Origin of the sequence: Flintibacter faecis (genome assembly GCF_014287875.1) — a bacterium.
Taxonomy (GTDB): Bacteria; Bacillota; Clostridia; order Oscillospirales; family Oscillospiraceae; genus Lawsonibacter; species Lawsonibacter faecis_A.
In genome coordinates this window covers 52,817-77,191 of record NZ_JACOPN010000005.1, presented here as the reverse complement: position 1 = coordinate 77,191, position 24,375 = coordinate 52,817, and the positions used below count along the sequence as shown (strand labels likewise).

The window sequence follows — 24,375 nt, the reverse complement described above, 5'->3', positions numbered from 1 at the left end:
CGACCTCCGCGTCGGCCCGCCGACAACGGATGCACCCCGCAAACGCAGCATTTTTCAAAATGAACAGAATAAATCAATCCACAAAATACAAATAGTATTCAAAATTGACCCAAAAGGAGCCATTTATCATGCATCATGGAGAACTGATTTTGCGCCAGCCCCGAAAGGACGAGCTGTATTGGATCTGCACCTTTGTGGTGAGTCTCATCCCCTGGGGCCTGTCCCGGGCCTATCTCACCCAGGAGACGGTGACCGCCGGCGTGCTGGCCACCCTGGCGGTGCTGGTGGCAGTGCGGGTGACGCTGCTGAAAAACTGGAATGTCCGCCGGGTGGCCTGGACAATGGACGACCGGGCCCTGGAGCTGGACGGCCGGACCATTTTGATCGGGGATATTCAGTCCGCCTTTCTCCGCCAGCACACCATGACCCGGGGGGTGTGGACCCTGACCATCTGGACCAAGACCCCGCTGCGCCTGGCGGGGGTGGCCGTCGGGCCCCAGCGCCTGGCCTCCCTGCACAGTCTGCGGCAGCTGTCCGCCGCCCTGGACCGGGCCCGGGGCGTGGAGCCCCAGGTGTAAGGCGATGTCGGTCATTACTGTACTGGACCCCCATGTGGCCGACCTGATCGCCGCCGGCGAGGTGGTGGAGCGGCCCGCCAGCGCCGCCAAAGAGCTGATCGAAAATGCGGTGGACGCCGGGGCTTCTGCCGTCACGGTGGAGATCGCCCACGGGGGCATGACCTTCCTCCGGGTGACGGACGACGGGGGCGGCATCCCCGCCGACCAGCTGAAGACCGCCTTTCTCCGCCACGCCACCAGCAAGCTCCACTCCGCCCGGGACTTAGAGGCCATCGGCACTTTGGGCTTTCGGGGTGAGGCCCTGGCCGCCATCTGCGCCGTGTCCCGGATGGAGGTGCTCACCTGCACCGCCGATGCCCCGCTGGGTGCGTCGTTGACAGTGGAGGGAGGCGTGTTCGGCCAGGTGGAGGAGGCGGGCTGTCCCCAGGGCACCACCATGGTGGTGCGGGACCTGTTTTACAACACCCCCGCCCGGCAGAAATTCCTGAAAAAGGACGCTGCCGAGGGGGCCGCCGTCTTTGCCGTGGTGCAGAAGGCCGCCCTGTCCCACCCGGAGGTCTCCTTCCACTTCATCCGGGACGGCAAGCAGGAGCTGATGACCCCCGGGGACGGACAGTTAAAGTCCGCCGTCTATGCCGTGCTGGGCCGGGAGCTGGCCTTAGGGCTGCGCCCGGTGCAGTCCGCCGGGGAGGAGATGACCGTCACCGGCTTTGTGTCCATGCCCGCCTGCTGCCGGGCCAGCCGGAGCTGGCAGTTCTTCTTCGTCAACGGCCGCCCGGTGAAAAGCCCCCTGATGACCGCCGCCGTAGAGCAGGCCTATCAGAACCAGAAGATGGTGGGCAAGTTCCCCGGCTGCGTCCTCCATCTGGACATCCGCCGCAGCGCCGTGGACGTGAACGTCCACCCCGCCAAGAGCGAGGTGAAGTTCGGCAGCGAGCGGCAGGTGTTCTCCGCCGTATACCACGCCGTCCTCTCCGCCTTAGAGGCGGACCGCTCCCGGCCCCAGGTGGAGCTGAAGCCCAAGCCCATCCCCGGGGTGCGGTCTGTGGACCAGGTGACAGAGCAGCAGCTGACCATCACGCCCCGCCCCGCTGCTGCGCAAAAGCCCGTAGGGGCCGCTGTCCCCAGCGGCCCTGCGTCTGTGGCCCCCTCCCCCCGCCCGGCATCGCCCAAGCCGGTCTCCCCTCCCGTCAACCTGCGGGTGCAGGACAGCACCTATCGCCCCCTGACCCGCGTTTCCCCCGTTCCGGCGGGGCCTGTGGAGAAAAAACCGGAAGTCTCCGTCCCCTCCCCCGTCTCCCCCGCCCAACCGGCGGCTTTTGCCACGGCAGAGAAGCCCCATGTGGAAAACCTAGAGCCGAAAGAACCCGAAAGACCTGTAGGGGCCGCTATTCCAGAAAAACCCGCAGGGGCCGCTGTTTCTGAAAAAAATGTAGGGGCTGCTGTCCCCAGCAGCCCTGTCCCCCAAGAGTCCGTAGGGGCTGCTGGCCCCGGCAGCCCGTCCCCGGAGGAACTCCCCTGGCGCATGGTGGGGGAGGTGCTGCACACCTATATCGTGGTGGAGCAGGGGGACCGGGTGTTCTTCATCGACAAGCACGCCGCCCACGAGCGGATGAACTTTGACCGCATGAAGGCCCAGGGCTATGACCCCATGGCCCAGACCCTCCTCTCCCCCGTCCTGTGCCGCCTGCCCGCCCAGGAGCAGGCCGTCCTGCTGGCCCATCAGGAACTGCTGGGGCAGTTCGGCTTTGACGTGGACCAGCTGGGGGATGCCCTGGCGGTGCGCCAGGCCCCCTTCGACGTGGATGTGGGGGACATCGAGGCCACCTTGTCTGAGCTGGCCCAAAGGCTGCTGACCACCGGGGATGCCGACCCCGCCGCCGCCCGGGACGAGCTGCTGCACACCATGGCCTGCAAGGCCGCCATCAAGGGCGGCTGGAAGACCAGCGACCAGGAGCTGGAGCGGGTGGCCCGGGCCGTCATGTCCGGCCAGGTGAAATACTGCCCCCACGGCAGACCGGTGGCCATTGAACTGACGCAGAAAGAACTGGAGAAGCAGTTTAAGAGGATTTGAGTTTAGTTAGGAGTTAGGAGGGATGAGATAGGAGTTTGGGGACGGATTGCCACGTCGCTGCGCTCCTCGCAATGACAAGATACGGGGCTTTCTGTTTCCGTCATTGCGAGGAGGGGCAAAGCCCCGACGTGGCAATCCGTAGCCCCCGTCCTAAAACTCATCACTCATCACTCCTAACTCCTACCTACCCAAAGGAGGGTCCATATGAGCTACATCGATTGGAACCGATTTCTTGCGGGCTATCAGAAGCACCGGGGCGGCAGCTTTTTCAGCTGTGGACGGGAGCGGCTGAACCAGTGCGACAGCCAGCTGGTGCTGCCCGACGGGGAGGAGCCGCCCCTGCTGATCCTCCTCCGGCAGTGCGCCGAGGGGCGCGGCAGCTGGGACAACCTGATCGCCCGGACCACCATCCCTCTGGATGGCAGCTACTCCCTGCACATCCGCCGGAAGGACCTGACCGGGGCGGGCTTTCAGACCCTGATGAGTCTGGCGGGAGAGCGCCGGGACTACGGCGACCCCGCCGCCCTGAAGGGCCGGGTGGTGACCACGGACGACCGGGCCTTCACCAAGCTGGTGCTGGGGGATCGGGAGCTGCGAAACGCCCTGACCGCCCGCCCCGGCGACTCCCTGCGGGTCGCCCCCGGCCCCTTGGACGACGGGGCGCACACCGTGGAGGTGTGCTGCGAGAACTTTGACGGCACCCTTACCCAGCGCTCCCCCTGGCTCACCGACCACATCGCCGCCCTCACCGACGACTGCTTTTTCAAGGACGACGGGGAGAAGTCCGCCCTGCAAAAGGCCGCCCAGGAGGACTTCGACCGGCAGATGGACGGCTTTTTGGCGTTTTTACGGGCGGCGAGGGACGCAGTGAAAAGATGGCCGGTGAAGAAGTAGAGGTGGCTTGGTAAAAGCCTTCCCCACCCAGGGGGGAAGGTGCCCCGGAGGGGCGGATGAGGGGGACCTGCGGGGGTGCATCCGTTGTCGACGGGCGGACACGGAGGTCCGCCCCTACGGCGTGTCACGATGGCTCTTGTAGGGGCCGACCTTTGCGCAGCCGTTGGCGACGAAGGAGCCTTACGGATGCGGCATACCCCTTGCGGGTACTGTGTCGGCCCGCGATGACCACCGCACCCACGATCCCCACCCGCATCCGTCATGGCTGCGCCATGCCACCTTCCCCCAGGGGAAGGCTAACTCCTACATCCTATCTCATCACTCCTAACTCAAAGAAGGTGAATCCTATGCCCCCCAAAATTTTAGTCATCTGCGGGCCCACGGCCTCGGGCAAGACGGCCCTGGCGGTGGAGCTGGCCCGGCGGCACAACGGCGAGGTGGTGTCGGCGGACTCCATGCAGCTCTACCGCCGCATGGACATCGGCACCGCCAAGCCCACCCCGGAGGAGATGGGGGGCGTGCCCCACCACATGCTGGACGTGGCCGACCCGGAGGAGGACTTCTCCGTGGCCCGGTATGTGGACATGGCCGCCAGATGCGTGGACGACATCCTGTCCCGGGGCAGACTGCCCATTCTGGCCGGGGGCACGGGGCTGTATATCGACTCCCTGCTGTCCGGCCGGACCTTTGCACCATTTCAGCCGGACAGCCCCCTGCGGGGACAGCTGGAGGAGCAGCTGCGCCGGGAGGGCGGGGCCGCCATGCTGTCCCGCTTGGCCCAGGTGGACCCGGACAGCGCCGCCCGCCTCCACCCCAACGACGAAAAGCGCATTATCCGGGCCCTGGAGGTGTATCAGTCCACGGGCAAGACCATCACCCAGCACAATCTGGAGACCCGGGCCATCCCGCCCCGGTACGATGCCCTGACCCTGGCTCTGGCCTTTGAACAGCGGGAGGACATGTGGAGCCGCATCGACCGCCGGGTGGACCAGATGATGGACCAGGGTCTGGTGGACGAGGTGCAGCGCCTTCTGGACTCCGGCGTGCCCGCCAAGTGTACCGCCATGCAGGCCATCGGCTATAAGGAGATGGCCGCCGCCCTGCTGTCCCACGGGGATGTGTCCGCCGGAGCGGAGGAGGTGAAGCTCCGCTCCCGGCAGTATGCCAAGCGGCAGCTCACCTGGTTCAGGCGGAACAGGGCCGCCCGGTGGCTGCTGTGGGGCCGGGAGCCGGATTTTGCAGCCGCCCTCCAGACTTCGACAGAATATATGGAAGAATTTGGTTTAGTATAAAGGCACTCAGGGACTGACTAAGACCCAGCGGTTTAAACGGTCCCCAAAAGAAAAAGGAGTGCTACTTATGCAGAAAACCAACAACCTTCAGGAAATTTTCCTCACCCAGCTGCGCCGGGAGCGCCGCCCCGTCACCATGTTTTTGATGAACGGCTTTCAGATGCGGGGCTATGTCACCGGCTTCGATGCCTTTTCCGTGGTGCTCAGCAGCGACGGAAAGCAGATGTTCGTCTATAAGCACGCGATTTCTACCATCACGCCGGAGCGCCCCGTCCCCCTGACGGAGCAAAACGTTGGAATCCCCCAGTCGTCGCCTTACAGCGACGCCGGCCCTCTTTTAACAAGGGGGCCTGATAAAGCGTAACAGCAGCCCCCTCGTGAAAGGGCCGATTCCCCTTATCAAGGGGAAATGTCCCGAAGGGACAAAAGGGATAGGGCTAGAGGGCCGCGCAGCGGCGGGGGGATTCTGCATATCGGCCAGAAAAGAGGACCCCATGAAGCAAGGAAAACCTGTTATCACCGTTGCCATCGCCGCCATCGCCGTGGCCCTGGTCATCTATTTCGGTTTTTATGTGGCCAAGGTATTCAGCGAGCCGTACACCACCGCCCTGGCCTATACCTACACCTCCAACGACAGCGCCGAGGCCGTTGGCATTTTAGTCCGGCAGGAGACCGTTCTCCCCGCCCAGACGGGCATCGTGGACGTGACCCGGTCAGAGGGGGAGAAGGTGGGCGTGGGCCAGAGCGTGGCCCAGGTCTATCGGGACAGCCAGGCCCAGAACAACCAGGCCGACTTAGAGGCCCTGGCCGACCAGATCCAGCTGCTGGAGTACTCCTCCGACGGCGGGGGCGTGGATTCCGCCGCCAAGCTGGACGAGAACATTCTGCAGGCCGTCACCGCCCTTCATGCCGCCTCCGGCGTGGGGGACTATAACCAGCTGGAGGATCAGGCGCGCACCCTGAAGAGCACCGTGCTCAAGCGGGGTTATGTCTATGGCAATGGCCTGGGGGCCGAGGAGCTGAGCCAAAAGCTCAACGACCTGAAAAGCCAGTATGCCGCCCTGAAGCAGCAGACCTCCTCCTCCACATCCTCCGTCCGGGCCCCACAGTCCGGGGTGTTCTCCACATTGGTAGATGGGTATGAGACGGCGGTGACCCCCCAGACCGTGTTCCAGCTGACCCCCTCCTCCCTGTCCGCCCTGCTGGCCGGTCAGGGGAAGGAGGCCGGCGGCGGCATGGGCAAGCTCATCACCTCCACCCGGTGGTATTTCGCCGCTGCCCTGCCTGTCTCTGTGGCAGAGCGGCTGAAGGAGGGGATCACGGCCACCCTGCGCTTTTCCGGAGACTTTGACCAGGACATCGACATGCGAGTGGACCAGGTCGGCCAGGCCGAGGGGGACAAGAGCGTGGTGGTCTTCTCCACTGACCGCTATCTGTCCCAGACCACCCTGCTGCGCCAGCAGACGGCGGAGCTCATCTTCAACAGCTGGTCCGGCCTGCGCATCCCCAAGCAGGCCCTGCGCATGGAGAAGAGCACCTACACCGACAAGGAGACGGGCCAGGAGGTGCAGAACAACCGCCTGGGCGTGTATGCCCTGCTGGGCGGCCGGGCGGAGTTTAAAACCGTGGAGGTGGTCACCGAGGGGGACGACTATTATGTGGTCCGCTCCACCACCGACGAGAGCGATGCCCTCCGCGCCGGGGACGAGGTCATCGTCCGGGCCACGGAGCTGTACGACGGGCAGCTGTTGGAGTATTAAAAAAGGGATGAGTTAGGAGTTAGGAGTTAGGAGTTAAGAGACGGATTGCCGCGTCGGGCTGCGCCCTCCTCGCAATGACAGAAACAGCAGGCTACCGTGTCTTGTCATTGCGAGGAGCGCAGCGACGCGGCAATCCGTACCCCCGTCCTAAAAAACTCATCCCTCCTCACTCCTAACTGAATCATAAACCGAATCAAGACAGAAAAGGTGATCAAAATGGATGTTTCGCAACAGGTTCAACGGGTAATGGAACGCATTCGCCGGGCGGCCCTGGCCGCCGGGCGAGAGCCGGGGGAGATCACCCTGTGCGCGGCCACCAAGGTTCAGACCGACGAGACCATTCGGGCGGCCATCGCCGCCGGGGTGCGGGTGTGCGGCGAGAACCGGGTGCAGGAGCTGGTGGCACATCTGGCCGCCGATGCCTACGCCGGGGCGGAGCAGGTCCACTTCATCGGCCACCTTCAGACCAACAAGGTCAAGCAGGTGGTGGGCCATGTGGACCTCATCCAGTCGGTGGGCTCTGCCCATCTGCTCCAGGCCATCCAGAACCAGGCGGACAAGCAGGGGATCATTCAGGACATCCTGCTGGAGGTGAACATCGGTCGGGAGGAGAGCAAGGGGGGCTGTATGCCCCAGGAGGCGGAGGCCCTGGCCCGCCAGGCCATGGACATGGGCGCTGTCCGTCTGCGGGGCCTGATGGCCATTCCCCCCGTCTCTGCCCAGCCCGGGGCCAACCGCCCCTATTTTGCGGCCATGCGTCAGCTTTTTATTGACATCAGACAGAAAATGTCGGATAATGAAAATGATATCATTTGTCTGTCTATGGGTATGAGCGGAGACTTTGAGGATGCCATTGCCGAGGGGGCCACCATGGTTCGGGTGGGTTCCGCCCTGTTCGGCCCCCGGCCCCCCATGAGATCCCGCCTGCCCTCCTGAGTTTGGCTGGAATCCTGCTGACCTTTTCAGGATAATCGGAAAGAAAAGAGGAGTACCATGGGATTATTGGATGAATTCAAGCGCCTTGCCCATCCCTATGAGGATGAAGAGGAGGACGACTATGACGAGTATGACGCCCCCGCCCCCCGCGCCGAGCGCCAGGACCGGTCCGACCGCAGCGACCGGGCTGCCGAGCGGGCCGAGCGCCGGGAGCGCACCGGGTCGCTGTATGGCTCCGCCCCCATGCTGGACGAGGAGCGCCGCAGCAACAAGGTGGTGAACATCCGGGCGGCCACCCAGCTGCAGGTGGTGCTGGTGAAGCCGGAGAAGTTTGAGGACGCCTCCTCCATCGCCGACCACCTGCGGGAGAAGCGCACGGTGGTGCTGAATCTGGAGTCCACCAACAAAGAGATCGCCCGCCGCCTGCTGGACTTTTTGTCCGGCGTGGCCTATGCCAACGAGGGCAAGATCAAAAAGGTGGCCATCTCCACCTATATCATCACCCCCTATAACGTGGACATTCTGGGGGATCTCATCGACGAGCTGGAGAATAACGGGATGTATTTCTGATCCCGCGCCCCCGCGCCGGTCAGGCAGGGGGCGTTTTTTAGGAGGTAATGGACTATGCTGACCCCTCAGGAGGTCTCTGAGCGCGCCTTTCAAAAGGCGTCCTTCGGCGGCTATAACATGGGACAGGTGGACGAGTTTCTGGATGTGCTCACCGGGGACTATTCCGCCCTGTACAGCGAGAACGCCGTTTTAAAGAGCAAGATGAAGGTGCTGGTGGACAAGGTGGAGGAGTATCGCTCCACCGAGGAGGCCATGCGCAAGGCCCTGATGACCGCCCAGCGCATGGCGGACACCATGGTGAAGGAGGCCGAGCAGAAGAAGGCCGAGCTGCTCCAGCAGGCCGAGGGCGAGGCCCGGCAGCGCAAGCAGGCGCTGGAGCAGGAGTTCCAGGCCGAGGAGTATCGCCTGGCCCAGGCTAAGGAGCACACCGCCCAGTTTGTGGCCCAGGTGAAGGCCCTCCAGGCCGCCCAGACCCAGTATCTGGACCAGCTCTCCCAGCTCTCCCCCGCCGCCCCTGTCCAGAGCCAGGCCGACCGGGTGGAGAAGGCCGCCGAGGAGATCGACGACAACGTACAGCGGCTGCTGGCCCAGGCCATGCAGGAGGCCACCGCCGCCAACCAGGCCCAGCAGGCCCAGGAAGGGGAGCCGACCGGGCAGGACCAGCCAGAAGCCGACCAGGCCGACCTGTCCGACACTGCCGAGTTCTCCCCCGTCTCCGCCCAGCCCCAGCAGGAGGAGCAGTCCCAGGAGGAGGACATGCCCTCCGCCCGCCGGGACGGCCGCATCGACTTCGGCTCCCTCCAGTTCGGCCGGGACTATGAGATCAAGTAACAGTTCAGGCATAAAAAAACAGCCCCGGGGGGGCTGTTTTTTTATGCCTGTTTTGAATTATCGTCCGTTATTCTCCCGCCAATACTCCGCCCACAGGAAGCGGTCTACAAAGTCCTGCTGTCCCTGGGGCAGGGCGTCGGTGATCTGGCCGCCGGACAGGTAGAGCCCCCGCTCGTGGACCAGAGGGGTGATCTCCCGCACCTGGCGGGCCAGCTGCATAAAGCCGGGGCCTGTCCAGCCGCACAGGTCAAAGACCTTGGGCATGAGAAAGCAGGGGGAGAAATCCCCGCCTTCCCCAGTGAAGTCGCTGCCCAGCACCTCTTTGGCGGCGGAGTTGGCCCAGATGAGATAGGGCGTGGCGTAGTAGTCGTAAAACCCCTGAAGGGTGCCAAGGTCGAAGGTGAGCCCCATATCGGCATAGGCGGAGTTTCCGTTCCCCCCCCAGGGCTTGTGGTCCCCGAAGAGGACCAGCACCACCGGCCGGTCCAGCTCCTCCAGTCCCTGGGTCAGCTGGACCATGGCCTGGATGGTGGAGTCCACCCCCCGGAGATAGTTGTTCCAGATGTGGCAGCTCTCTGCGGCCATGCCGGAGTTGGCTGGGGTGAAATACTCCACCCCGGCGGAATAGGCCGACTCGTAGGGGCCGTGGTTCTGATAGGACACGGAGAAGGAGAAGCAGGGGCCCTCTGCCGTGCGCTGGGTCAGTTGGGCGAGCAGCTCCCGGACCAGAATGTCGTCCGAGTGGTAGATGGCGCTGGTGGGGTCTACCAGCGCACCGTAGTGGTTCTCGGTGAACCAGCTGTCCTGAAAGCCCAAATAGTCGTTCACGTTCTGCCGGTTATAGAACCAGCCGTACCCCGGGTGGCTGAAAAAGGTCTGATAGCCCTGGTCCCGGAGGTACCACACATAGGAGTCGGTGTCCCGGCGGAAGTCGTCGTGCTGGGAGTAGCCGGACAGAAAGCCCCACTCACTGTCCACCGTGCCCCCGGCAAAGATGTTGGTCAGCAGCCGGCCGGACACCCCCTGCTCCGCCAGTGCGTGCCAGGGGTCATACACCCGGGCAGCGTCCGGGTGGCCGGCCATAAAGTCAAAATCGGTCAGGTCGCAGAAGGCCTCCAGCATGATGCCCATCACGGACACCTGCTTGTCCGCCGGGATGTCCGCATCGGAGAACGCCTCCAGCAGGGCCTGGGCCTGGGCCCCGTCATAGCCCGGGGGCGGGGCGGGAAACATGTCCCGCATACTGTACAAAAAGGGGTACAGACAGCCCTTGGACACAAAGACCTCCACGTCGGACCAGGGGTTGATATACTCGGAATTGTCCGTGGACTGATATAGATCGGAATTTGTAAACAGGCTGGCGCAGCTCACGGCGCACACTGCAGCGCAGGAGGCGGCGGCAAAGGCCCGGCCCCAGCCCCGGCGGGGCCACTTGGGGATGAGCAAAACCGAGAAGAGCAGTCCGGCCAGCAGCGCCCCCAGAGTCAGCCAGGTGAGCCAGTCTACATCCAGGGAGTAGTTGCCCACGATGCCCCCCGCCTCGGAGATGAGGGTGAGGTCGGCGGCCAGAAAGGGGTCTGACCGCAGGCGGATCTTGAAGTAGTTCACCATGGCCACGGCCACGCAGGGCAGAAAGCTGCCCAAAAAGGCGCCCCAGCCCCGGCGGGTGAGGAAATAGAACAGCCAGATCAGCAGCACCGGGGGCAGCAGGTTCAGCCCCAGCAGGGCCGGGTGGTGAAAATAGGACCGGAACAGGGCCAGCCCCGGCAGCTTGATATAGGCCGCCGCCCCATACAGCAGGGTCAGCGCCCCCACGCAGCAGCCCAGCCCTGTCAGGGCAAAGATCAGCCAGGCCCGGCGAAGGGGGGTGAGGGGCGGAGTTTGTCTGTGGGTACGAGGTCGTGTCATGTGGATACCTTCCTTGAATGGGGTTGGTGGGGATATTGGGGGTACAGCGGTCATCGTTCGGGCGGACACGGAGGTCCGCCGCCGTCACCCGGCAGGTCATCGGATTTTGGACGTTGAGAACGGATTGCCGCGTCGGGCTTTGCCCTCCTCGCAATGACAGAAAATCGGTTTTAACAATGATTGTTAGAACGGAGCACTCTCGTTGTGTCATTGCGAGGAGCGCAGCGACGTGGCAATCCGTTTCCCCTCACCCCGTAATGACCGTGCCCTCCACCCGCTGGCCCAGGGTGTCCAGCAGGAGGGCGTGCTCCACCCGGCCGTCCAGGATGGACACCTGGCCCACACCGGACTGGATGGCGTGGACGCAGCCCCGGACCTTGGGGGCCATGCCCCCGGCGATGAGCCCGGCATCCATCAGTTCCAGGGCCCGCTTCACGTCCATGTGGGGCACGGCGGTCTTGGTGTTGTGGCTGTCGATGAGGATGCCCCCCACGTCGGTGAGGAACACCAGCTTCTGGGCACCCAGGGCCTCGGCCACCGCCCGGGCGGCATCGTCGGCGTTGCAGTTCAGGCCGCCGCCGTCCTCCCCCAGGGCGATGGGGGAGATGACGGGCAGGAACCCGGCATCCAGCAGGGTGGTGATGAGCTTGGTGTCCACATGGGTGATCTCCCCCACCCGGCCCAGGGCCGGGTCCTTCACCGTGGCGGTGATGAGGCCGCCGTCCTTGCCGGACACGCCCACGGCGGACACCTTCCGGCGGGCAAGCTCCTGGACGATGGACTTGTTCACCTGGGCGGACAGGGCCAGCTCCGCCGTGTCCAGCACGGTCTGGTCGGTGTAGCGGTAGCCGTTTTCAAACCGGGTGGGCACGTTCAGCTGCTTCAGCAGGGCGGTGATATGCTTGCCGCCCCCGTGGACCAGAACCACCCGCACCCCGGCCATGCGCAGGGCGGCCACGTCCTGCAGGGTGGTGTCGTGGACGGACTCCGCCCCGATGGCCGAGCCGCCGTATTTGACCACCACCGTCTGCCCCTCCGCCCGGTTCAGGATGGGCAGGAGAGAGAGCAGGCTGCGCACCTTCTCCATGCCGTCCAGGCCGTGGGACACGTCATACTCCCGGAGATAGGTGTGGACATAGTCCACGTCAGAGGGGGTGTCGATATACTCGCTGCCCCGCTTCTGCCGGGTCTCCGCCCCCTTGCCGGTGATGAGCAGCACCGAGGGGGTCTGGCAGGACAGGATGGCCCGGCGGATGGCCTCCCCCCGGTTGGGCTCGATGGAGTAGTCGCAGGCCACATACTGGGCGATCTCCCGGCAGATGGACACGGTGTCCTCCTCCCCGGAGTCCTCCTCGGTGAGAAGGATGAAGTCGGAGTTGGCCCCGGCCACCTCGCCCAGATCCTTCCGCCGGTCCAGAGCCTTTTTGCCGGGACAGCCGAACACGGTGACGATGCGCCGCCCGGGGTACTCCGCCTGGACAGAGCGGAACAGAGTCTCGAAGCTCATGCGGTTGTGGGCGTAGTCCACAATGGCGGTGACGGTGTCGTCGGCGTTGGAATAGACCTCCATCCGCCCGGGCACCCGGGCCTTCATCAGCCCCACATACACCGCCTGCTCCGGGATGTTCAGCCCCTGGCACACGGCGATGGCGGCCAGGGCGTTTTCCACGTTGAACAGTCCGGGCATGGTCAGGCGGAATTCCCGCTGGAACCGGCGGGTGCGCACCCGGAACAGGATGTCGTTGCCCCGCTTGCGCACCTGGCTGGCGTACACGTCCGCCTCCTCGTTCTTCTGGGAGAAGGTGATGACGGGGCGGCCCCCCTCTTGGGCGGCCTGGAGCACCCGCTGGGCGTGGTCGCAGTCCAGATTCACGCAGGCGATGCGGGCCTGGGCGAAAATTTTCAGCTTGGAGGAGAAATAGTCCTCAAAGTCCGGGTGCTCGATGGGGGAGATGTGGTCGGTGCCGATGTTCAAAAAGCAGGCGGCGGCAAAGTCGGTGCACAGGGTGCGGTGATATTTCAGCGCCTGGCTGGACACCTCCATGGTCACATAGCCCAGGCCGTTGTCCCGGGCGGCGGCGAAGTGCCGCTGCAGCTCCAGAGGCTCCGGGGTGGTGAGATGGGACTCGAACTGCTCCGTGCCGTCGTAGGTGTCGATGGAGGAGATGATGCCGGAGGCGGGGCGGCCCTCCCCCGCCAGATACTCGTCCAGGATATACTTGAGATAATAGGCGGTGGACGACTTGCCCTTGGTCCCGGTGATGCCGATGACCTTTAAATCGCCGGAGGGGTGGCCGTAGTACAGGTCGGCCAGGGGGGCGATGCTCTCCCGCATGTCCGTCACCCGGATGCAGGGCAGGTCCACCTGGGGGTAGGGCTCCAGGCTCACATAGGCCATGGCCCCCTTGTCCCGGGCCATCTGTAAAAATTCCGCCTTGAAGTGGGCCCCCTTGCACACAAACAGGGTGCCGGGCTCCACCTGGCGGGAGTCGTAGGAAACCAGGGCCACCGGGGCCGTCAGGTCCAGGCCGGCGGGCCGGGACACCAGCAGCCCCCGCTGCTCCAGCAGATCAAGATAGTCCCCCAGGGGACGGACGGACTGAGCCATAGCTGTCGCCTCCATAAGAAAAATCAATCGTTCCTTGTCATTGCGAGGAGGTCCGAAGGACCGACGCGGCAATCCGCATCTTCCGTCTTAGGCTCCCCTGAAAGGGGAGCTGTCAGCGAAGCTGACTGAAGGGTTTGGCCCCCTTGTGAAAGGGGGCTGGCATCGCGAAGCGATGACTGAGGGATTCCGTTTTCAGGACAGCTTTCCTGTGGTCGGAATCCTTCCGTCACGGGCTGCGCCCGTGCCACCTCCCTTTCACAAGGGAGGCTGATGTTGCGAAGAACGGATTGCCACGTCAGGGCTTCGCCCTTCCTCGCAATGACAGGTTTGGTATATCGAATAAATCGCCCGGGGACTATGCATGATCGCCCCGGGCTTTTTTGTGGTTCAGATAAAGATGTCCCGCAGGGGCCGGCGGCAGGCCAGCACGGCCCGCTCGGCCAGGACGGACATGGCATCGGTGTAGAAGGGGGGCAGCCGGCGGCGGACGGCGAACACAGACAGCTCTGTGCAGGCCAGCACCCCGCTGTCGCAGCCCTGAGAGAGCAGGTCCTGGTGGATGGCGTCGAACTTTTGGGGGTCGCCGTCCCGCCCGGCCTTCACGTCGTCATAGATCAGGGACATGACCAGCTTCTGGGCCTCCGGGGAGGGGGTCACCGCCGTGATGCCAAGGGCGGCGAACTCCTTTTGGTACAGGCCGGAGCGGATGGTGCCGTCGGTGGCCAGAATGCCCGGGCGGGTGCGCCCCTGGCGCTTCAAGGCCGCCGCAGTCTCCCGGATCATGTTCAGGATGGGCACGCCGATGTGCTCCTGCACCCGGTCCAGGAAGAAGTGGGACGTGTTACAGGGCACGGCCAGCACCGTGCAGCCAGCCCCCTCCAGCAGCCGGGCGTCGGCCAGCAGCCGCTGGAACACCGCCTCCTGCTCCTCCGCCGTGCCCAGAATGGCCGCCGTGCGGTCGGGCATCTGGCAGTCGGACAGGATGAGGGCGTTCACATGCTCCTGGTCGGTGCGGGCATCGGTGCGGTCGATGACCAGCTGATAAAAGGTGTTGGTGGCCTGGGGACCCATGCCCCCCAGCACCCCGAGACGGTCGTTCACAGAAAAACCTCCATGGTGATAGCGTTAGGTGTAGGGGCGGCCTGGGGCCGCCCGGCCCTCTCAGTCACGGCTGCGCCGTGCCAGGATCCCTATCCCTTTTGTCCCTTCAGGACATTTCCCCTTGATAAGGGGAATCGGCCCCCGCAGGGGGAGCCAAGAAGGGGCTTTCGGTGCTATACTTCTTGCCTCCCCCTGTGGGGGAGGTGCCCAGTGCGTACACTGGGCGGAGAGGGTCAGGGAAAGATTCTTTATCCCTCCGGCACCTTGTTGTACTGGTCGAAACGCTTGATGTTGCCGATATGGTTCTTCAAAATGCGCAGGCGGCGTTTCAGGCTGGCGTCGCCGGAGTAGACCAGGGAGTGGGAGTCCTTCCCCGCCCGGATCAGCTCCTGCATCTCCCCGTGGTAGGCCTTGGGGGTGAACTTGAAGGCGACTTTCCGGGGCACCATCCGCCACAGGGAGCGGTCGTGGGTCATCTGGAAGGGCAGGTCCTGATGCTCCACCCGGTCCTCCACCACCATTTTGGCGATGTTGTGGCCGGAGCCGGTGACATAGTAGTTGCTGCGGCCCTGGCGGCAGTTGATCTCAAAGGCCTTATACTTGCCGTCCCGCCGGTCATATTTGATGTCGAAATTGGAGAAGCCGGTGAAGTGCAGGCTCTCCAGCAGGTCCCGGAATTTCAGCTCCAATTCCTCGTCGCAGTCGGTGAGGATGACGGCGTGGTTGCCGATGCCGTGGGGGGAGTGCTCCTCCAGCAGCACATGGCCCAGGCACATAGTCGTCACTTTTCCGTTGCGGTCGGAGTAGCTGGTGAGTACCCGCATATAGCTGTCGTCCCCGGGGATGAACTCCTGCAGGACCATGTGGTCCTGATAGCCTGCGGCATAGACGTGGTCCAGGCTCTCCAGCAGCTCCTCCCAGCTCTGGCAGATATAGACCTTGGCCAGGGAGTGGTCCCCGCAGGCCCAATAGGCCACGGAGTCGGCGGGCTTGGCGATATAGGGCGCTCCCCAGGGCAGGGAGAAGTCGTGGCCCATGGACTTGTCATAGATAAAGGTGGCCGGGTGGTCCACCCCGTGCTCGTCGCACAGCTGATAGAACCGCTCCTTGTTGATGAGGGAGTTGAGCAGGTCCTCGGAGATATAGGGGGCGATGACGTTTTCCGGCAGATGGTCCCGGTGGCGGGCGGCCAGCTGGACATAGCTGTCCCCGCAGCCCAGCAGCAGGACGGTCTTGTCCGAGAATTCTTCGGCCACCGCCCGGGCGTTGCGCAGGAACGCCTCGTCGCTCTCGTTGTCCGGGCAGACCCGATAGTCAATGATGGCGCTGCCGTGGCAGGGGAAGGAGGGATATTTGCCGAAGGCCACCGAGCGCACGCCATAGGCCTGGTGAAAGGCCCGGGCCACACTGTATACGTTGATGTCGCCGCCGAAGAGCAGCGGCTGGAAGGAAAGTGACTGATCCATCAAAGAGACTCCTTTGTATTCCAATGTCTGATGTCGTTGCGCCGGGCGGCTGATAGCCGCCCCTACGGGATATGACGGGGCCGTCCGTAGGGGCCGCTGTCCCCGGCGGCCCGTTGTCCGGGCGGATGAGGACATCCGCCCCTACGGGATATGACGGGGCTGTCTGCAGGGGGCCGCTGTCCCCAGCGGCCCGTCGTCCGGGCGGATGAGGACATCCGCCCCTACGGGATATGACGGGGCCGTCCGTAGGGGCCGCTGTCCCCGGCGGCCCGTCGTCCGGGCGGATGAGGACATCCGCCCCTACGGGATATGACGGGGCCGTCCGTAGGGGCCGCTGTCCCCAGCGGCCCGTTGTCCGGGCGGATGAGGACATCCGCCCCTACGGGATATGACGGGGCCGTCTGCAGGGGGCCGCTGACCCCGGCGGCCCGTTGTCCGGGCGGATGAGGACATCCGCCCCTGCCGGTCTTGTCCCTTATCGAAACTCCACCTGAAAGCCCCGGGCGAACAGGGGGTCTATCTCAAAGGTGGCCAGGTCGCCCACGGAGCACTTCACGTCCGTCACGTCCAGAATGAGCTCGCTGGCTCCCAGGCCGCCTAGCACCCGGGCGCGCTGGGACCCCAGGCGCACGGTGCGGCGGTTATTCTTCCGCCACCGGGCGATGGCGGCCAGCAGCCCCGTCTCCCGGGGGCGGGTGATGCCAAAGCCGTTTTGATACCCCACGGGCAGCACCGCCACCCGGGTGGGCTTTTTCAGCGTGACCGGCCGGTCCACCCCCAGCACATGGCCCTTGGGAAGCCAGCGTACCTCGGTGAGGGGAGCCTGTCCAAAGCCCACGGTCTTCAGCCCGTCGTCCCGGGTGCGGCGGCACCGGCCCAGGATGGCCGAGCCGGCCCGGACCCCGTCCAGCTCCGGTGCCAGCCCGTGGAGCAGGGCGAAGGAGCCGGCGGCGTGGACCGCCCCGGTCTCGAACCCCGCCTGGTGGATGGCATCCAGGGCCAACTGGAATTGCTCCAGCTGGCGCTTGGCCTGGGGGTCGTTGGGCCGGGCGGCATGGAGCTGGGTATACACCCCGGACAGGGCCACGTTGGGCATGGAGCGATAGGCCAGCAGCAGCTTCTCCGGCTCGCTGACCAAAAAGCCCCCAAAGCCCATGCCCGTGTCCACCTGGATGTGGGCCTCGGCCACGGTGGAGCGGTTGCCCGCCAGGGCGTTCAGGGCCATGCCTGTGTCCACAGAGGAGACGGTGCACACCACGTTCAGGTCCACCAGCCGCTCCAGCTCCTCCCGGTCGGTGGTGGCCCGAAGCATCAGGATCTCCTCGTCCACAAAGCCCGCCTGACGCAGGGCCTCGGCCTCGGAGACCTCGGACACGGCAAAGCGGCCGATGCCCTCGTCCCGCAGCAGCTGGGCCAGGGCGGCGGTGCCCACCCCCTGCCCGTCGCCGGTGAGCACGCCGTAGATGGCGGCCCCGGCGGCCCGGTCCTTGATGACCGTCAGGTTATTTTTGATGGCGGCTCTGTCGATGACCAGCTTGCGCATGATGCAGCACTCCCCTTTATCTCTGTGTCGGGACGCGGTGGAACAGGGCCCGCAGCGTGGATATGGGCGGGCACAGCCTTTTTCGGCTATTTTACCACCCTTTGCGGGAAAAGGCAATGGGACAGAATTCACAGTTGCCTTTTCGGGCGAATCCGGTTATAATAGGGAGAAACCGGGGTGTCTTGTCACCCCTGATATGAGGAGGCGGCCTCAGGAATGAAAGCGAAAACAAACCTGACGATGCTGTGTGATTTTTATGAGCTGACCATGGCCAACGGCTATTTTCAGACGGGACTGAAGGACCGGATCTGCTATTTCGACGTGTTCTACCGTTCGGTGCCCGACAAGGGCGGATTCTCCATCGCCGCGGGCCTGGCCCAGGTGGTGGAGTATATCCAGGGCCTGAGCTTTGACGAGGAGGATGTGGCCTATCTCCGGGGCAAGGGCTGCTTTAGCGAGGAGTTTTTGCAGTATCTGTTGCACTTTGAATTTACCGGCGACATCTGGGCCGTGCCCGAGGGCACGCCCGTCTTCCCCGGCGAGCCCATTCTGACGGTCCGCGCCCCGGCCATCCAGGCCCAGTTTGTGGAGACCTTTATCCTGCTGACCCTGAACCACCAGAGCCTGATCGCCACCAAGTCCAACCGCATCGTCCGGGCCGCCGAGGGCCGCCCGGTGTCTGAGTTCGGCTCCCGCCGGGCCCAGGGGGCGGACGGGGCCGTGCTGGGCGCCCGGGCCAGCTATATTGCCGGCTGTGCCTCCACCGCCTGCACCCTGGCCGACCAGCGGTATGGCTCCCCCGCCTCGGGCACCATGGCCCACTCCTGGGTGCAGATGTTCCCAGATGAGTACACCGCCTTCAAGACCTATTGCCAGCTGTATCCCAACAACGCCACCCTGCTGGTGGATACCTATAATGTGCTCAAATCCGGCGTGCCCAATGCCATCCGGGCCTTCAAAGAAATTCTGCTGCCCCAGGGGATTACCCGCTGCGGCATCCGCCTGGACTCCGGCGATCTGACCTATCTGTCCCAAAAGGCCCGGAAGATGCTGGATGACGCGGGGCTGACCGACTGCAAGATCTTCGTGTCCAACGCCCTGGACGAGTATATCATCCGGGACCTGGTGCGCCAGGGGGCCCGCATCGATGCCTTCGGCGTGGGCGAGCGGCTGATCACCTCCCGGTCTGAGCCGGTGTTCGGCGGCGTTTACAAGCTGGCCGCCATCGAGGACGACCAGGGCAACATCATCCCCAAGATCAAGATCAGCGAGAACCCCGCCAAGATCACCACCCCCCACTTTAAAAAGGTCTACCGCATCTTCTCCAAGGATACCGGCAAAGCCGAGGCCGATTTAGTCTGTCTCCACGACGAGCAGTTCGACTTCTCCCAGCCCCTGGAGCTGTTCGACCCGGATGCCACCTGGAAGAAGAAGACCTTCACTGGCATCTATGCCACCGAGCTGCTGGTGCCCGTGTTCCAGGGGGGAAAGCTGGTGTATCAGGTGCCCGACATCCAGACCAGCCGGGCCTATTGCCAGCGCCAGGTGGACGCCCTGTGGGACGAGGTCAAGCGCTTTGAGAACCCCCACAACTACTATGTGGACCTGTCCCAGAAGCTGTGGGACATCAAGCAGCAGCTGCTCAGCAGCAACGGATAAGCTGGAAATAACGTTATAAACCCCCGCCGTTTTGTTGAAAACGGCGGGGGTTTATGCTGTGGCCCTCTCAGTCAGCTGCGCTGCCAGCTCCCCCGAAGGGGGAGATGCCCAGTGCGTACACTGGGCGGAGAGGGCCGCACCGCTTATTACTCCAAAATCGCACCCTTGTCGGCGGAGGAGACCATCTTGGCGTAGCGGGCCAGATAGCCGGTTTTGATCTTGGGCTCGGGGCAGACCCACTTGGCCTTGCGCTGGGCCAGGGTATCGTCGTCCACCAGCAGCTGGATGGTGTGCTGGGGGATGTTGATGGAGATGAGGTCGCCCTCCTCCACCAGGCCGATGGGGCCGCCGCTGGCCGCCTCGGGGGAGACGTGGCCGATGGATGCGCCCCGGGTGGCGCCGGAGAAGCGGCCGTCGGTGATGAGGGCCACGTCCTTGTCCAGGCCCATGCCCGCAATGGCGGAGGTGGGGTTGAGCATCTCCCGCATACCGGGGCCGCCCTTGGGGCCCTCATACCGGATGACCACCACGTCGCCGGCGACGATCTTGCCGTCGTAGATGGCCTGGATGGCCTCGTCCTCGCTGTTGAACACCCGGGCGGGGCCCTGGTGGACCATCATCTCCGGGGCCACGGCGGACTGCTTCACCACGCAGCCGTCGGGGGCCAGGTTGCCCTTGAGTACGGCGATGCCGCCGGTCTTGGTGTAGGGGTCGTCGATGGGCCGGATGATCTCCGGGTCGCGGTTGACCACGCCCTGAAGATTTTCGGCGATGGTCTTGCCTGTGCAGGTGAGCAGGCCGGTGTCGATCAGGTCCTTCTTGGCCAGCTCGGCCATCACGGCGTACACGCCGCCGGCCCGCTCCAGGTCCTCCATATAGGTGTTGCCCGCGGGGGCCAGGTGGCACAGGTTGGGGGTGTGGTCGGAGATCTCGTTGGCCATGTCAAAGGACAGCTGGATGCCGCACTCGTGGGCGATGGCGGGCAGGTGGAGCATGGTGTTGGTGGAGCAGCCCAGGGCCATGTCGATGGTCTCGGCATTGTGGAAGGCGGCCTGGGTCATGATGTCCCGGGGCCGGATGTTCTTTTCCACCAGCTCCATGATCTTCATGCCCGCGTGCTTGGCCAGGCGCAGCCGGGCGGAATAGACGGCGGGGATGGTCCCGTTGCCCCGAAGGGCCATGCCGATGGCCTCGGTGAGGCAGTTCATGGAATTGGCGGTGTACATGCCCGAGCAGGAGCCGCAGGTGGGACAGGCGGCGTTCTCATACTCCTCCACCCCGGCCTCGTCCAGCTTTCCGGCGTAGTAAGCGCCCACGGCCTCGAACATGTGGGACAGGCAGGTGCGGCGGCCGTCGTTCAGGGTGCCGGCCAGCATGGGGCCGCCGGAGCAGAAGATGGTGGGGATGTTCACCCGGGCGGCGGCCATAAGCAGGCCGGGCACGTTTTTGTCGCAGTTGGGGATCATCACCAGGCCGTCGAACTGGTGGGCCATGGCCATGGCCTCGGTGGAGTCGGCGATGAGGTCCCGGGTGACCAGGGAATACTTCATGCCCACATGGCCCATGGCGATGCCGTCGCACACGGCGATGGCGGGGAACTCCACGGGGGTGCCCCCGGTGGCCCGGATGCCGGCCTTCACCGCCTGGGCGATCTTGTCCAGGTTCATGTGGCCGGGGACGATCTCGTTATAGGAGCAGACCACGCCGATCAGGGGGCGCTCCAGCTCCTCCTTGGTATAGCCCAGGGCATAGAGCAAAGAGCGGTTGGGAGCGGCAGGGATGCCTTTTTTCACAACGTCAGAGCGCATACAAAAAACTCCTCCTCAAAATAGTCCCTCGGGAAGTGGGAGACATCCCGGGAGAAAATAGTTGTCTGATAACTATTGCATTGTCTGACTACATGTTATATCATGTGATTCAGAATTGTCAAGAGAAAAGAGGAATGGACCATGGGAAATCTGTCCCAGCAGGCGGGAAAGACGCTGTACAGCTGGATCGCGGTGGAAAAGCGGTTCCGGCCCGGGGAGAAGCTGCCCAACGAGGTGGAGCTCTCCGCCCAGCTGGGGGTGAGCAGGGCCACCCTGCGGGAGGCCCTGCGGGCCCTGCTGGTCCAGGGCGTGGTGGAGGTGCGCCGGGGCCGGGGCACCTTTGTCACCCAAAAGGCGGCCCAAGTGGAGGACTTCGGCTTTGATGACCTGGCCCGGGTGAGGGGCCAGCTGCGGGATCTGTTTGAACTGCGGACCATCTTCGAGCCCCGGGCCGCCCGTCTGGCCTGCCGCCGGGCCACCCAGCGGGAGCTGGAGGACATCTTAACGCAGGGGGAGGCGGTGGCCGACTGCATCCGCCGTGGGGCGGACCGCACTCGGACGGACCGGGCCTTTCACGCCGCCATCGTCCGGGCGGCCCACAACGAATTTATGATGCGCCTGCTGCCCATGATCGACCGGGCGGTGGAGACGGCCATCGCCGCCGGGGCGCACAAGGAGGCCCTGGCCCAGATCACCCTGCAGGACCACGCCCTGCTGCTGGAGTTCATCCGAAAGCGGGACGGCGAGGGGGCCGAGCACGCCATGGCCATCCACATGCGCCACGCCGTGGAGGAGCTGGGCGTGGAGGACGCGTAAAAAGAGAAGCTCTGCGCAAAAAACCACCCCTGGACTGACCGGCCGGTCAGTTCAGGGGTGGTCTGTGCTTGTGGGGAGGTTATCGCAGATAGTTCAGGGGATTGACGGCGGAGCCCCGGACCCGGACCTCGAAATGGCAGTGGGTGCCAGTGGAGCGGCCGGTGCTGCCCGCCCGGGCGATGGCCTGTCCTTTGGATACCTTCTGTCCGGCGGATACCAGCAGCGAGGAGTTGTGGCCGTAATAGGTCTGGGTGCCGTTGTCGTGGGTGATGACCACCAGATTGCCATAGCTGCCCTTGTACCCGGCGAAGGTGACCTTGCCGCCGTCGGCAGCCCGGATGCTGGCCCCATAGCTTGCGGCGATGTCGATGCCGGAGTGATAGCTGTACCGGCCAAAGATGTACCGCCCGCCGAAATAGGAGTTGATGCGCCCGGAGATGGGCCAGGAGAAGGAGCCGGTGGAGGCGGTCTTGGGCTTCTCCTTGGTGCCCACGGCCTTGATGGTGGTGGTTGGCTCCCGCACGGTGACATTGGACAGGATGTCCCGCTGCTGCTCCTGGCCGTTGACATAGGTCACGTCGGCCTCCAGCTTTGCCTCGCCCTTCACGCCCTGGGTGACGATTTTAGAGGTGCCCTTGTACATGGAGCTGTCCTCCCGGGTCTCTACGGGGCACTCGATCTCCTGCGTGTACACCTGGTGCTCGGTGGTCTTGACAGACAGCACCGGGGTCTGGGCCTTCACGTTCAGCACGTCGCCGATCATCAGGCGGTTGATGTCCACGCCGGGGTTCAGGGCCTTCAGGTCGCTGATGGACATGTTGTTGGCGTAGGCGATGCCGTTGAAGGTGTCCCCCTTCACCACGGTGTAGGTGCCGGAGCCGTTTCCGCTGGACTGGAGGGCGGCCTGCATCTCCTCAGTGGTCAGCACGCTGTCTGCCGCGTAGACGTATTGGATAGACATGTCCTGCATGAATTCCACCGAGGTGGTGTTCTCGTTCACATACTGGTTTTTCAGGTCGTCCAGCATGTCCCGCAGGGCGGTCTCGTCCTTTACCACGCCCACGGCCTGACCGTCCACCACCACCTCGCACTTGCGCAGGTGGACGCTCACGTCGTTGAGCTGGCTGTAGAAATAGTCCTCGATCTGATTTTGGCTGTTCAGGTCGGTTTTCAGGGTGAGGGCAAACTGATAACCGATGTCCCCCTGGACCTGATAGTCATAGCCCAGCAGGGAGGAGCCCTGGGCCTCTACATCGGCAATGGCCCGGTCCACCACGTCCCGGTCGGCCACCACGCCCACCGGCGCTCCGTCCACCGTGACGGCATAGCTGGGGGTATAGAGGGTGGTCAGAGTCAGCGCCACCCCCAGGGCGGCGGACACCACCAGAAAAGAGACTGGGCCGACGGCCTGGTGAATGGCCAGGGAGCCGTGGGTCCGGTGGGCCATCCGGCGCAGATGGATACGGGCCCAATCCCGGGCCAGCCGCCGCCGCTGTCCCGCCAGGCGGCCCCGCTGCTGGCGGGCTTCCGGGTCGTTCCAGGCTGCCGCCCGCTCTCGCAGCCGGGCCCACAGGCCGGTCTGCCGGTCTTGTAAATTATGTTCCATGTTCCGCCTCGTTCATCGTGTCTGGCCCCGCCGCTGGGTGGGGCCTTCAAAAAGAGTTACAATTCGGTAACAATCGTACTATACACGGTTTTTCCCGGTCCGTCAACCCTGTGCCGGAGGGGAGAGGGCTGTTTTCTGGAAAAATTTAAGACCAAATTGAAAACCTTTTGTGAACGAGGGGATATTTTGCCGAAAGCGGTCAGATCGCCAGCACCCAGAAGGTGAAGGCGGCGGTCATGGCCACCACCCCCAGGCTGGCCAGAAGGTCCATGGCCAGGGCGCACCGGCGCAGGCGGCTCCCCCGGCGGCGGGGCCGGGAAACAAGAACGGGGATGGCCGGGACCGGGGGCTCCGCCGGGGCCCCTGTCTGGACGGACCAGCAGTCGGCCAGACTGCGGCGGTATTCCCCCAGGTCCACCACCTTATCCCGGGCGCACATCATATAGGTTCTGGAAGCCTGTATCGTCTGCATCTGCCGTTCCTCCCTTATCCCCCGCATCGGGGCCGTTTGATGGGAATAGAGTACCCGAAGCCCTGTCCCAAAAACCGGACAGCGACGAATTTTGTCGAAACAAATGTTCTGGAATGAGAATACAACATCTGTTCGAGCTTGTCAAGGTGATTTTAGAACAAAGTTTCGAGATGGGGCGTAAAGAGCCGGCCCCGAGAGGGCGGTCTTGCCCTCTCAGTCACGGCTATCGCCGTGCCAGCTCCCCCACGGGGGGAGCCAAGGGGCGGGGGATTCCGGGCGGATGGGGACATCCGCCCCTACGGAATGTGACGAACCTTGTCCGTAGGGGCCGCTGTCCCCAGCGGCCCGCCGTCGGCGCAGCACCCGCAGTAGGAACGGATTGCCACGTCGGCCCGTTGGGCCTCCCTATCCCTTTTGTCCCTTCGGGACATTTCCCCTTGACAAGGGGAATCG

19 protein-coding genes are annotated in these 24,375 nt (G+C 64.3%); 11 read left to right on the top strand and 8 right to left on the bottom strand.

The features are described 5' to 3' along the window. Positions 1–128: 128 nt before the first annotated feature. The 9 genes from H8S55_RS08215 (at position 129) to H8S55_RS08175 (ending at position 8,935) form a co-directional block, all read left to right on the top strand. A complete protein-coding gene (locus H8S55_RS08215) occupies positions 129–578 on the top strand; it encodes a hypothetical protein (RefSeq protein ID WP_147564050.1) in 450 nt (149 codons plus the stop codon). Positions 579–582: 4 nt separating this feature from the next. Next, complete coding sequence (gene mutL / locus H8S55_RS08210; RefSeq protein ID WP_186878585.1) at positions 583–2,652, top strand: DNA mismatch repair endonuclease MutL; 2,070 nt, start codon at positions 583–585, stop codon at positions 2,650–2,652. 204 nt (positions 2,653–2,856) lie between these two features. After that, positions 2,857–3,546 carry a hypothetical protein gene (locus tag H8S55_RS08205; protein WP_186878584.1) on the top strand — a complete coding sequence of 230 codons (690 nt, stop codon included), beginning with the start codon at positions 2,857–2,859 and terminating at the stop codon, positions 3,544–3,546. A 347-nt stretch (positions 3,547–3,893) separates the two neighbouring features. After that, on the top strand, positions 3,894–4,838 hold the full coding sequence (gene miaA, locus H8S55_RS08200; protein ID WP_186878583.1) for a tRNA (adenosine(37)-N6)-dimethylallyltransferase MiaA: 945 nt from the start codon (positions 3,894–3,896) through the stop codon (positions 4,836–4,838). Positions 4,839–4,905: 67 nt separating this feature from the next. Further along, entirely contained in the window at positions 4,906–5,202 is a 297-nt protein-coding gene (hfq, locus tag H8S55_RS08195; RefSeq protein WP_186878582.1) for an RNA chaperone Hfq, read from the top strand. 130 nt (positions 5,203–5,332) lie between these two features. Continuing rightward, complete coding sequence (locus H8S55_RS08190; protein ID WP_186878581.1) at positions 5,333–6,598, top strand: biotin/lipoyl attachment domain-containing protein; 1,266 nt, start codon at positions 5,333–5,335, stop codon at positions 6,596–6,598. A gap of 216 nt (positions 6,599–6,814) precedes the next feature. Continuing rightward, complete coding sequence (locus H8S55_RS08185) at positions 6,815–7,534, top strand: YggS family pyridoxal phosphate-dependent enzyme (protein ID WP_186878580.1); 720 nt, start codon at positions 6,815–6,817, stop codon at positions 7,532–7,534. Positions 7,535–7,591: 57 nt separating this feature from the next. Further along, positions 7,592–8,104, top strand: a complete 513-nt coding sequence (locus tag H8S55_RS08180) for a cell division protein SepF (RefSeq protein WP_186878579.1) — start codon at positions 7,592–7,594, stop codon at positions 8,102–8,104. Between the two features lie 54 nt (positions 8,105–8,158). Beyond that, a complete protein-coding gene (locus H8S55_RS08175; protein WP_186878578.1) occupies positions 8,159–8,935 on the top strand; it encodes a DivIVA domain-containing protein in 777 nt (258 codons plus the stop codon). A gap of 57 nt (positions 8,936–8,992) precedes the next feature. On the opposite strand, the gene H8S55_RS08170 is transcribed toward H8S55_RS08175, so the two are convergent. The 5 genes from H8S55_RS08170 to H8S55_RS08150 form a co-directional block, all read right to left on the bottom strand. After that, on the bottom strand, positions 8,993–10,843 hold the full coding sequence (locus H8S55_RS08170; RefSeq protein WP_186878577.1) for an LTA synthase family protein: 1,851 nt from the start codon (positions 10,841–10,843) through the stop codon (positions 8,993–8,995). A gap of 247 nt (positions 10,844–11,090) precedes the next feature. Then, positions 11,091–13,451 carry an acetylglutamate kinase gene (gene argB, locus H8S55_RS08165; protein ID WP_186878576.1) on the bottom strand — a complete coding sequence of 787 codons (2,361 nt, stop codon included), beginning with the start codon at positions 13,449–13,451 and terminating at the stop codon, positions 11,091–11,093. 387 nt (positions 13,452–13,838) lie between these two features. Next, positions 13,839–14,552, bottom strand: coding sequence for a cysteate racemase (gene cuyB / locus H8S55_RS08160; RefSeq protein WP_186878575.1), 714 nt, complete (start codon positions 14,550–14,552; stop codon positions 13,839–13,841). Between the two features lie 248 nt (positions 14,553–14,800). Further along, entirely contained in the window at positions 14,801–16,018 is a 1,218-nt protein-coding gene (locus tag H8S55_RS08155) for a carboxylate--amine ligase (protein WP_186878574.1), read from the bottom strand. Positions 16,019–16,493: 475 nt separating this feature from the next. Next, entirely contained in the window at positions 16,494–17,561 is a 1,068-nt protein-coding gene (locus H8S55_RS08150) for an alanine racemase (RefSeq protein ID WP_186878573.1), read from the bottom strand. A gap of 216 nt (positions 17,562–17,777) precedes the next feature. Here H8S55_RS08150 and H8S55_RS08145 point away from each other — a divergent pair, with 216 nt between their 5' ends. After that, positions 17,778–19,220 (top strand): nicotinate phosphoribosyltransferase, encoded by a 1,443-nt coding sequence (locus H8S55_RS08145; protein ID WP_186878572.1) that lies wholly within the window; start codon positions 17,778–17,780, stop codon positions 19,218–19,220. Positions 19,221–19,366: 146 nt separating this feature from the next. Here H8S55_RS08145 and ilvD read toward each other — a convergent pair whose 3' ends face one another. Next, entirely contained in the window at positions 19,367–21,028 is a 1,662-nt protein-coding gene (gene ilvD, locus H8S55_RS08140; RefSeq protein ID WP_186878571.1) for a dihydroxy-acid dehydratase, read from the bottom strand. A 141-nt stretch (positions 21,029–21,169) separates the two neighbouring features. Here ilvD and H8S55_RS08135 point away from each other — a divergent pair, with 141 nt between their 5' ends. After that, positions 21,170–21,844, top strand: coding sequence for a FadR/GntR family transcriptional regulator (locus H8S55_RS08135; protein WP_186878570.1), 675 nt, complete (start codon positions 21,170–21,172; stop codon positions 21,842–21,844). A 79-nt stretch (positions 21,845–21,923) separates the two neighbouring features. Here H8S55_RS08135 and H8S55_RS08130 read toward each other — a convergent pair whose 3' ends face one another. Then, positions 21,924–23,450: a peptidoglycan DD-metalloendopeptidase family protein gene (locus H8S55_RS08130; protein WP_186878569.1), complete on the bottom strand. Its 1,527-nt coding sequence runs from the start codon at positions 23,448–23,450 to the stop codon at positions 21,924–21,926. A gap of 199 nt (positions 23,451–23,649) precedes the next feature. Continuing rightward, positions 23,650–23,922 carry a hypothetical protein gene (locus tag H8S55_RS08125; protein ID WP_186878568.1) on the bottom strand — a complete coding sequence of 91 codons (273 nt, stop codon included), beginning with the start codon at positions 23,920–23,922 and terminating at the stop codon, positions 23,650–23,652. Between the last annotated feature and the right edge of the window lie 453 nt (positions 23,923–24,375).

Coding starts and splice junctions, on each gene's coding strand:
- H8S55_RS08215 (WP_147564050.1), top strand. CDS start 129: ATGCATCATGGAGAACTGATTTTGCGCCAGCCCCGAAAGGACGAGCTG.
- mutL (WP_186878585.1), top strand. CDS start 583: ATGTCGGTCATTACTGTACTGGACCCCCATGTGGCCGACCTGATCGCC.
- H8S55_RS08205 (WP_186878584.1), top strand. CDS start 2,857: ATGAGCTACATCGATTGGAACCGATTTCTTGCGGGCTATCAGAAGCAC.
- miaA (WP_186878583.1), top strand. CDS start 3,894: ATGCCCCCCAAAATTTTAGTCATCTGCGGGCCCACGGCCTCGGGCAAG.
- hfq (WP_186878582.1), top strand. CDS start 4,906: ATGCAGAAAACCAACAACCTTCAGGAAATTTTCCTCACCCAGCTGCGC.
- H8S55_RS08190 (WP_186878581.1), top strand. CDS start 5,333: ATGAAGCAAGGAAAACCTGTTATCACCGTTGCCATCGCCGCCATCGCC.
- H8S55_RS08185 (WP_186878580.1), top strand. CDS start 6,815: ATGGATGTTTCGCAACAGGTTCAACGGGTAATGGAACGCATTCGCCGG.
- H8S55_RS08180 (WP_186878579.1), top strand. CDS start 7,592: ATGGGATTATTGGATGAATTCAAGCGCCTTGCCCATCCCTATGAGGAT.
- H8S55_RS08175 (WP_186878578.1), top strand. CDS start 8,159: ATGCTGACCCCTCAGGAGGTCTCTGAGCGCGCCTTTCAAAAGGCGTCC.
- H8S55_RS08170 (WP_186878577.1), bottom strand. CDS start 10,843: ATGACACGACCTCGTACCCACAGACAAACTCCGCCCCTCACCCCCCTT.
- argB (WP_186878576.1), bottom strand. CDS start 13,451: ATGGCTCAGTCCGTCCGTCCCCTGGGGGACTATCTTGATCTGCTGGAG.
- H8S55_RS08155 (WP_186878574.1), bottom strand. CDS start 16,018: ATGGATCAGTCACTTTCCTTCCAGCCGCTGCTCTTCGGCGGCGACATC.
- H8S55_RS08150 (WP_186878573.1), bottom strand. CDS start 17,561: ATGCGCAAGCTGGTCATCGACAGAGCCGCCATCAAAAATAACCTGACG.
- H8S55_RS08145 (WP_186878572.1), top strand. CDS start 17,778: ATGAAAGCGAAAACAAACCTGACGATGCTGTGTGATTTTTATGAGCTG.
- ilvD (WP_186878571.1), bottom strand. CDS start 21,028: ATGCGCTCTGACGTTGTGAAAAAAGGCATCCCTGCCGCTCCCAACCGC.
- H8S55_RS08135 (WP_186878570.1), top strand. CDS start 21,170: ATGGGAAATCTGTCCCAGCAGGCGGGAAAGACGCTGTACAGCTGGATC.
- H8S55_RS08130 (WP_186878569.1), bottom strand. CDS start 23,450: ATGGAACATAATTTACAAGACCGGCAGACCGGCCTGTGGGCCCGGCTG.
- H8S55_RS08125 (WP_186878568.1), bottom strand. CDS start 23,922: ATGCAGACGATACAGGCTTCCAGAACCTATATGATGTGCGCCCGGGAT.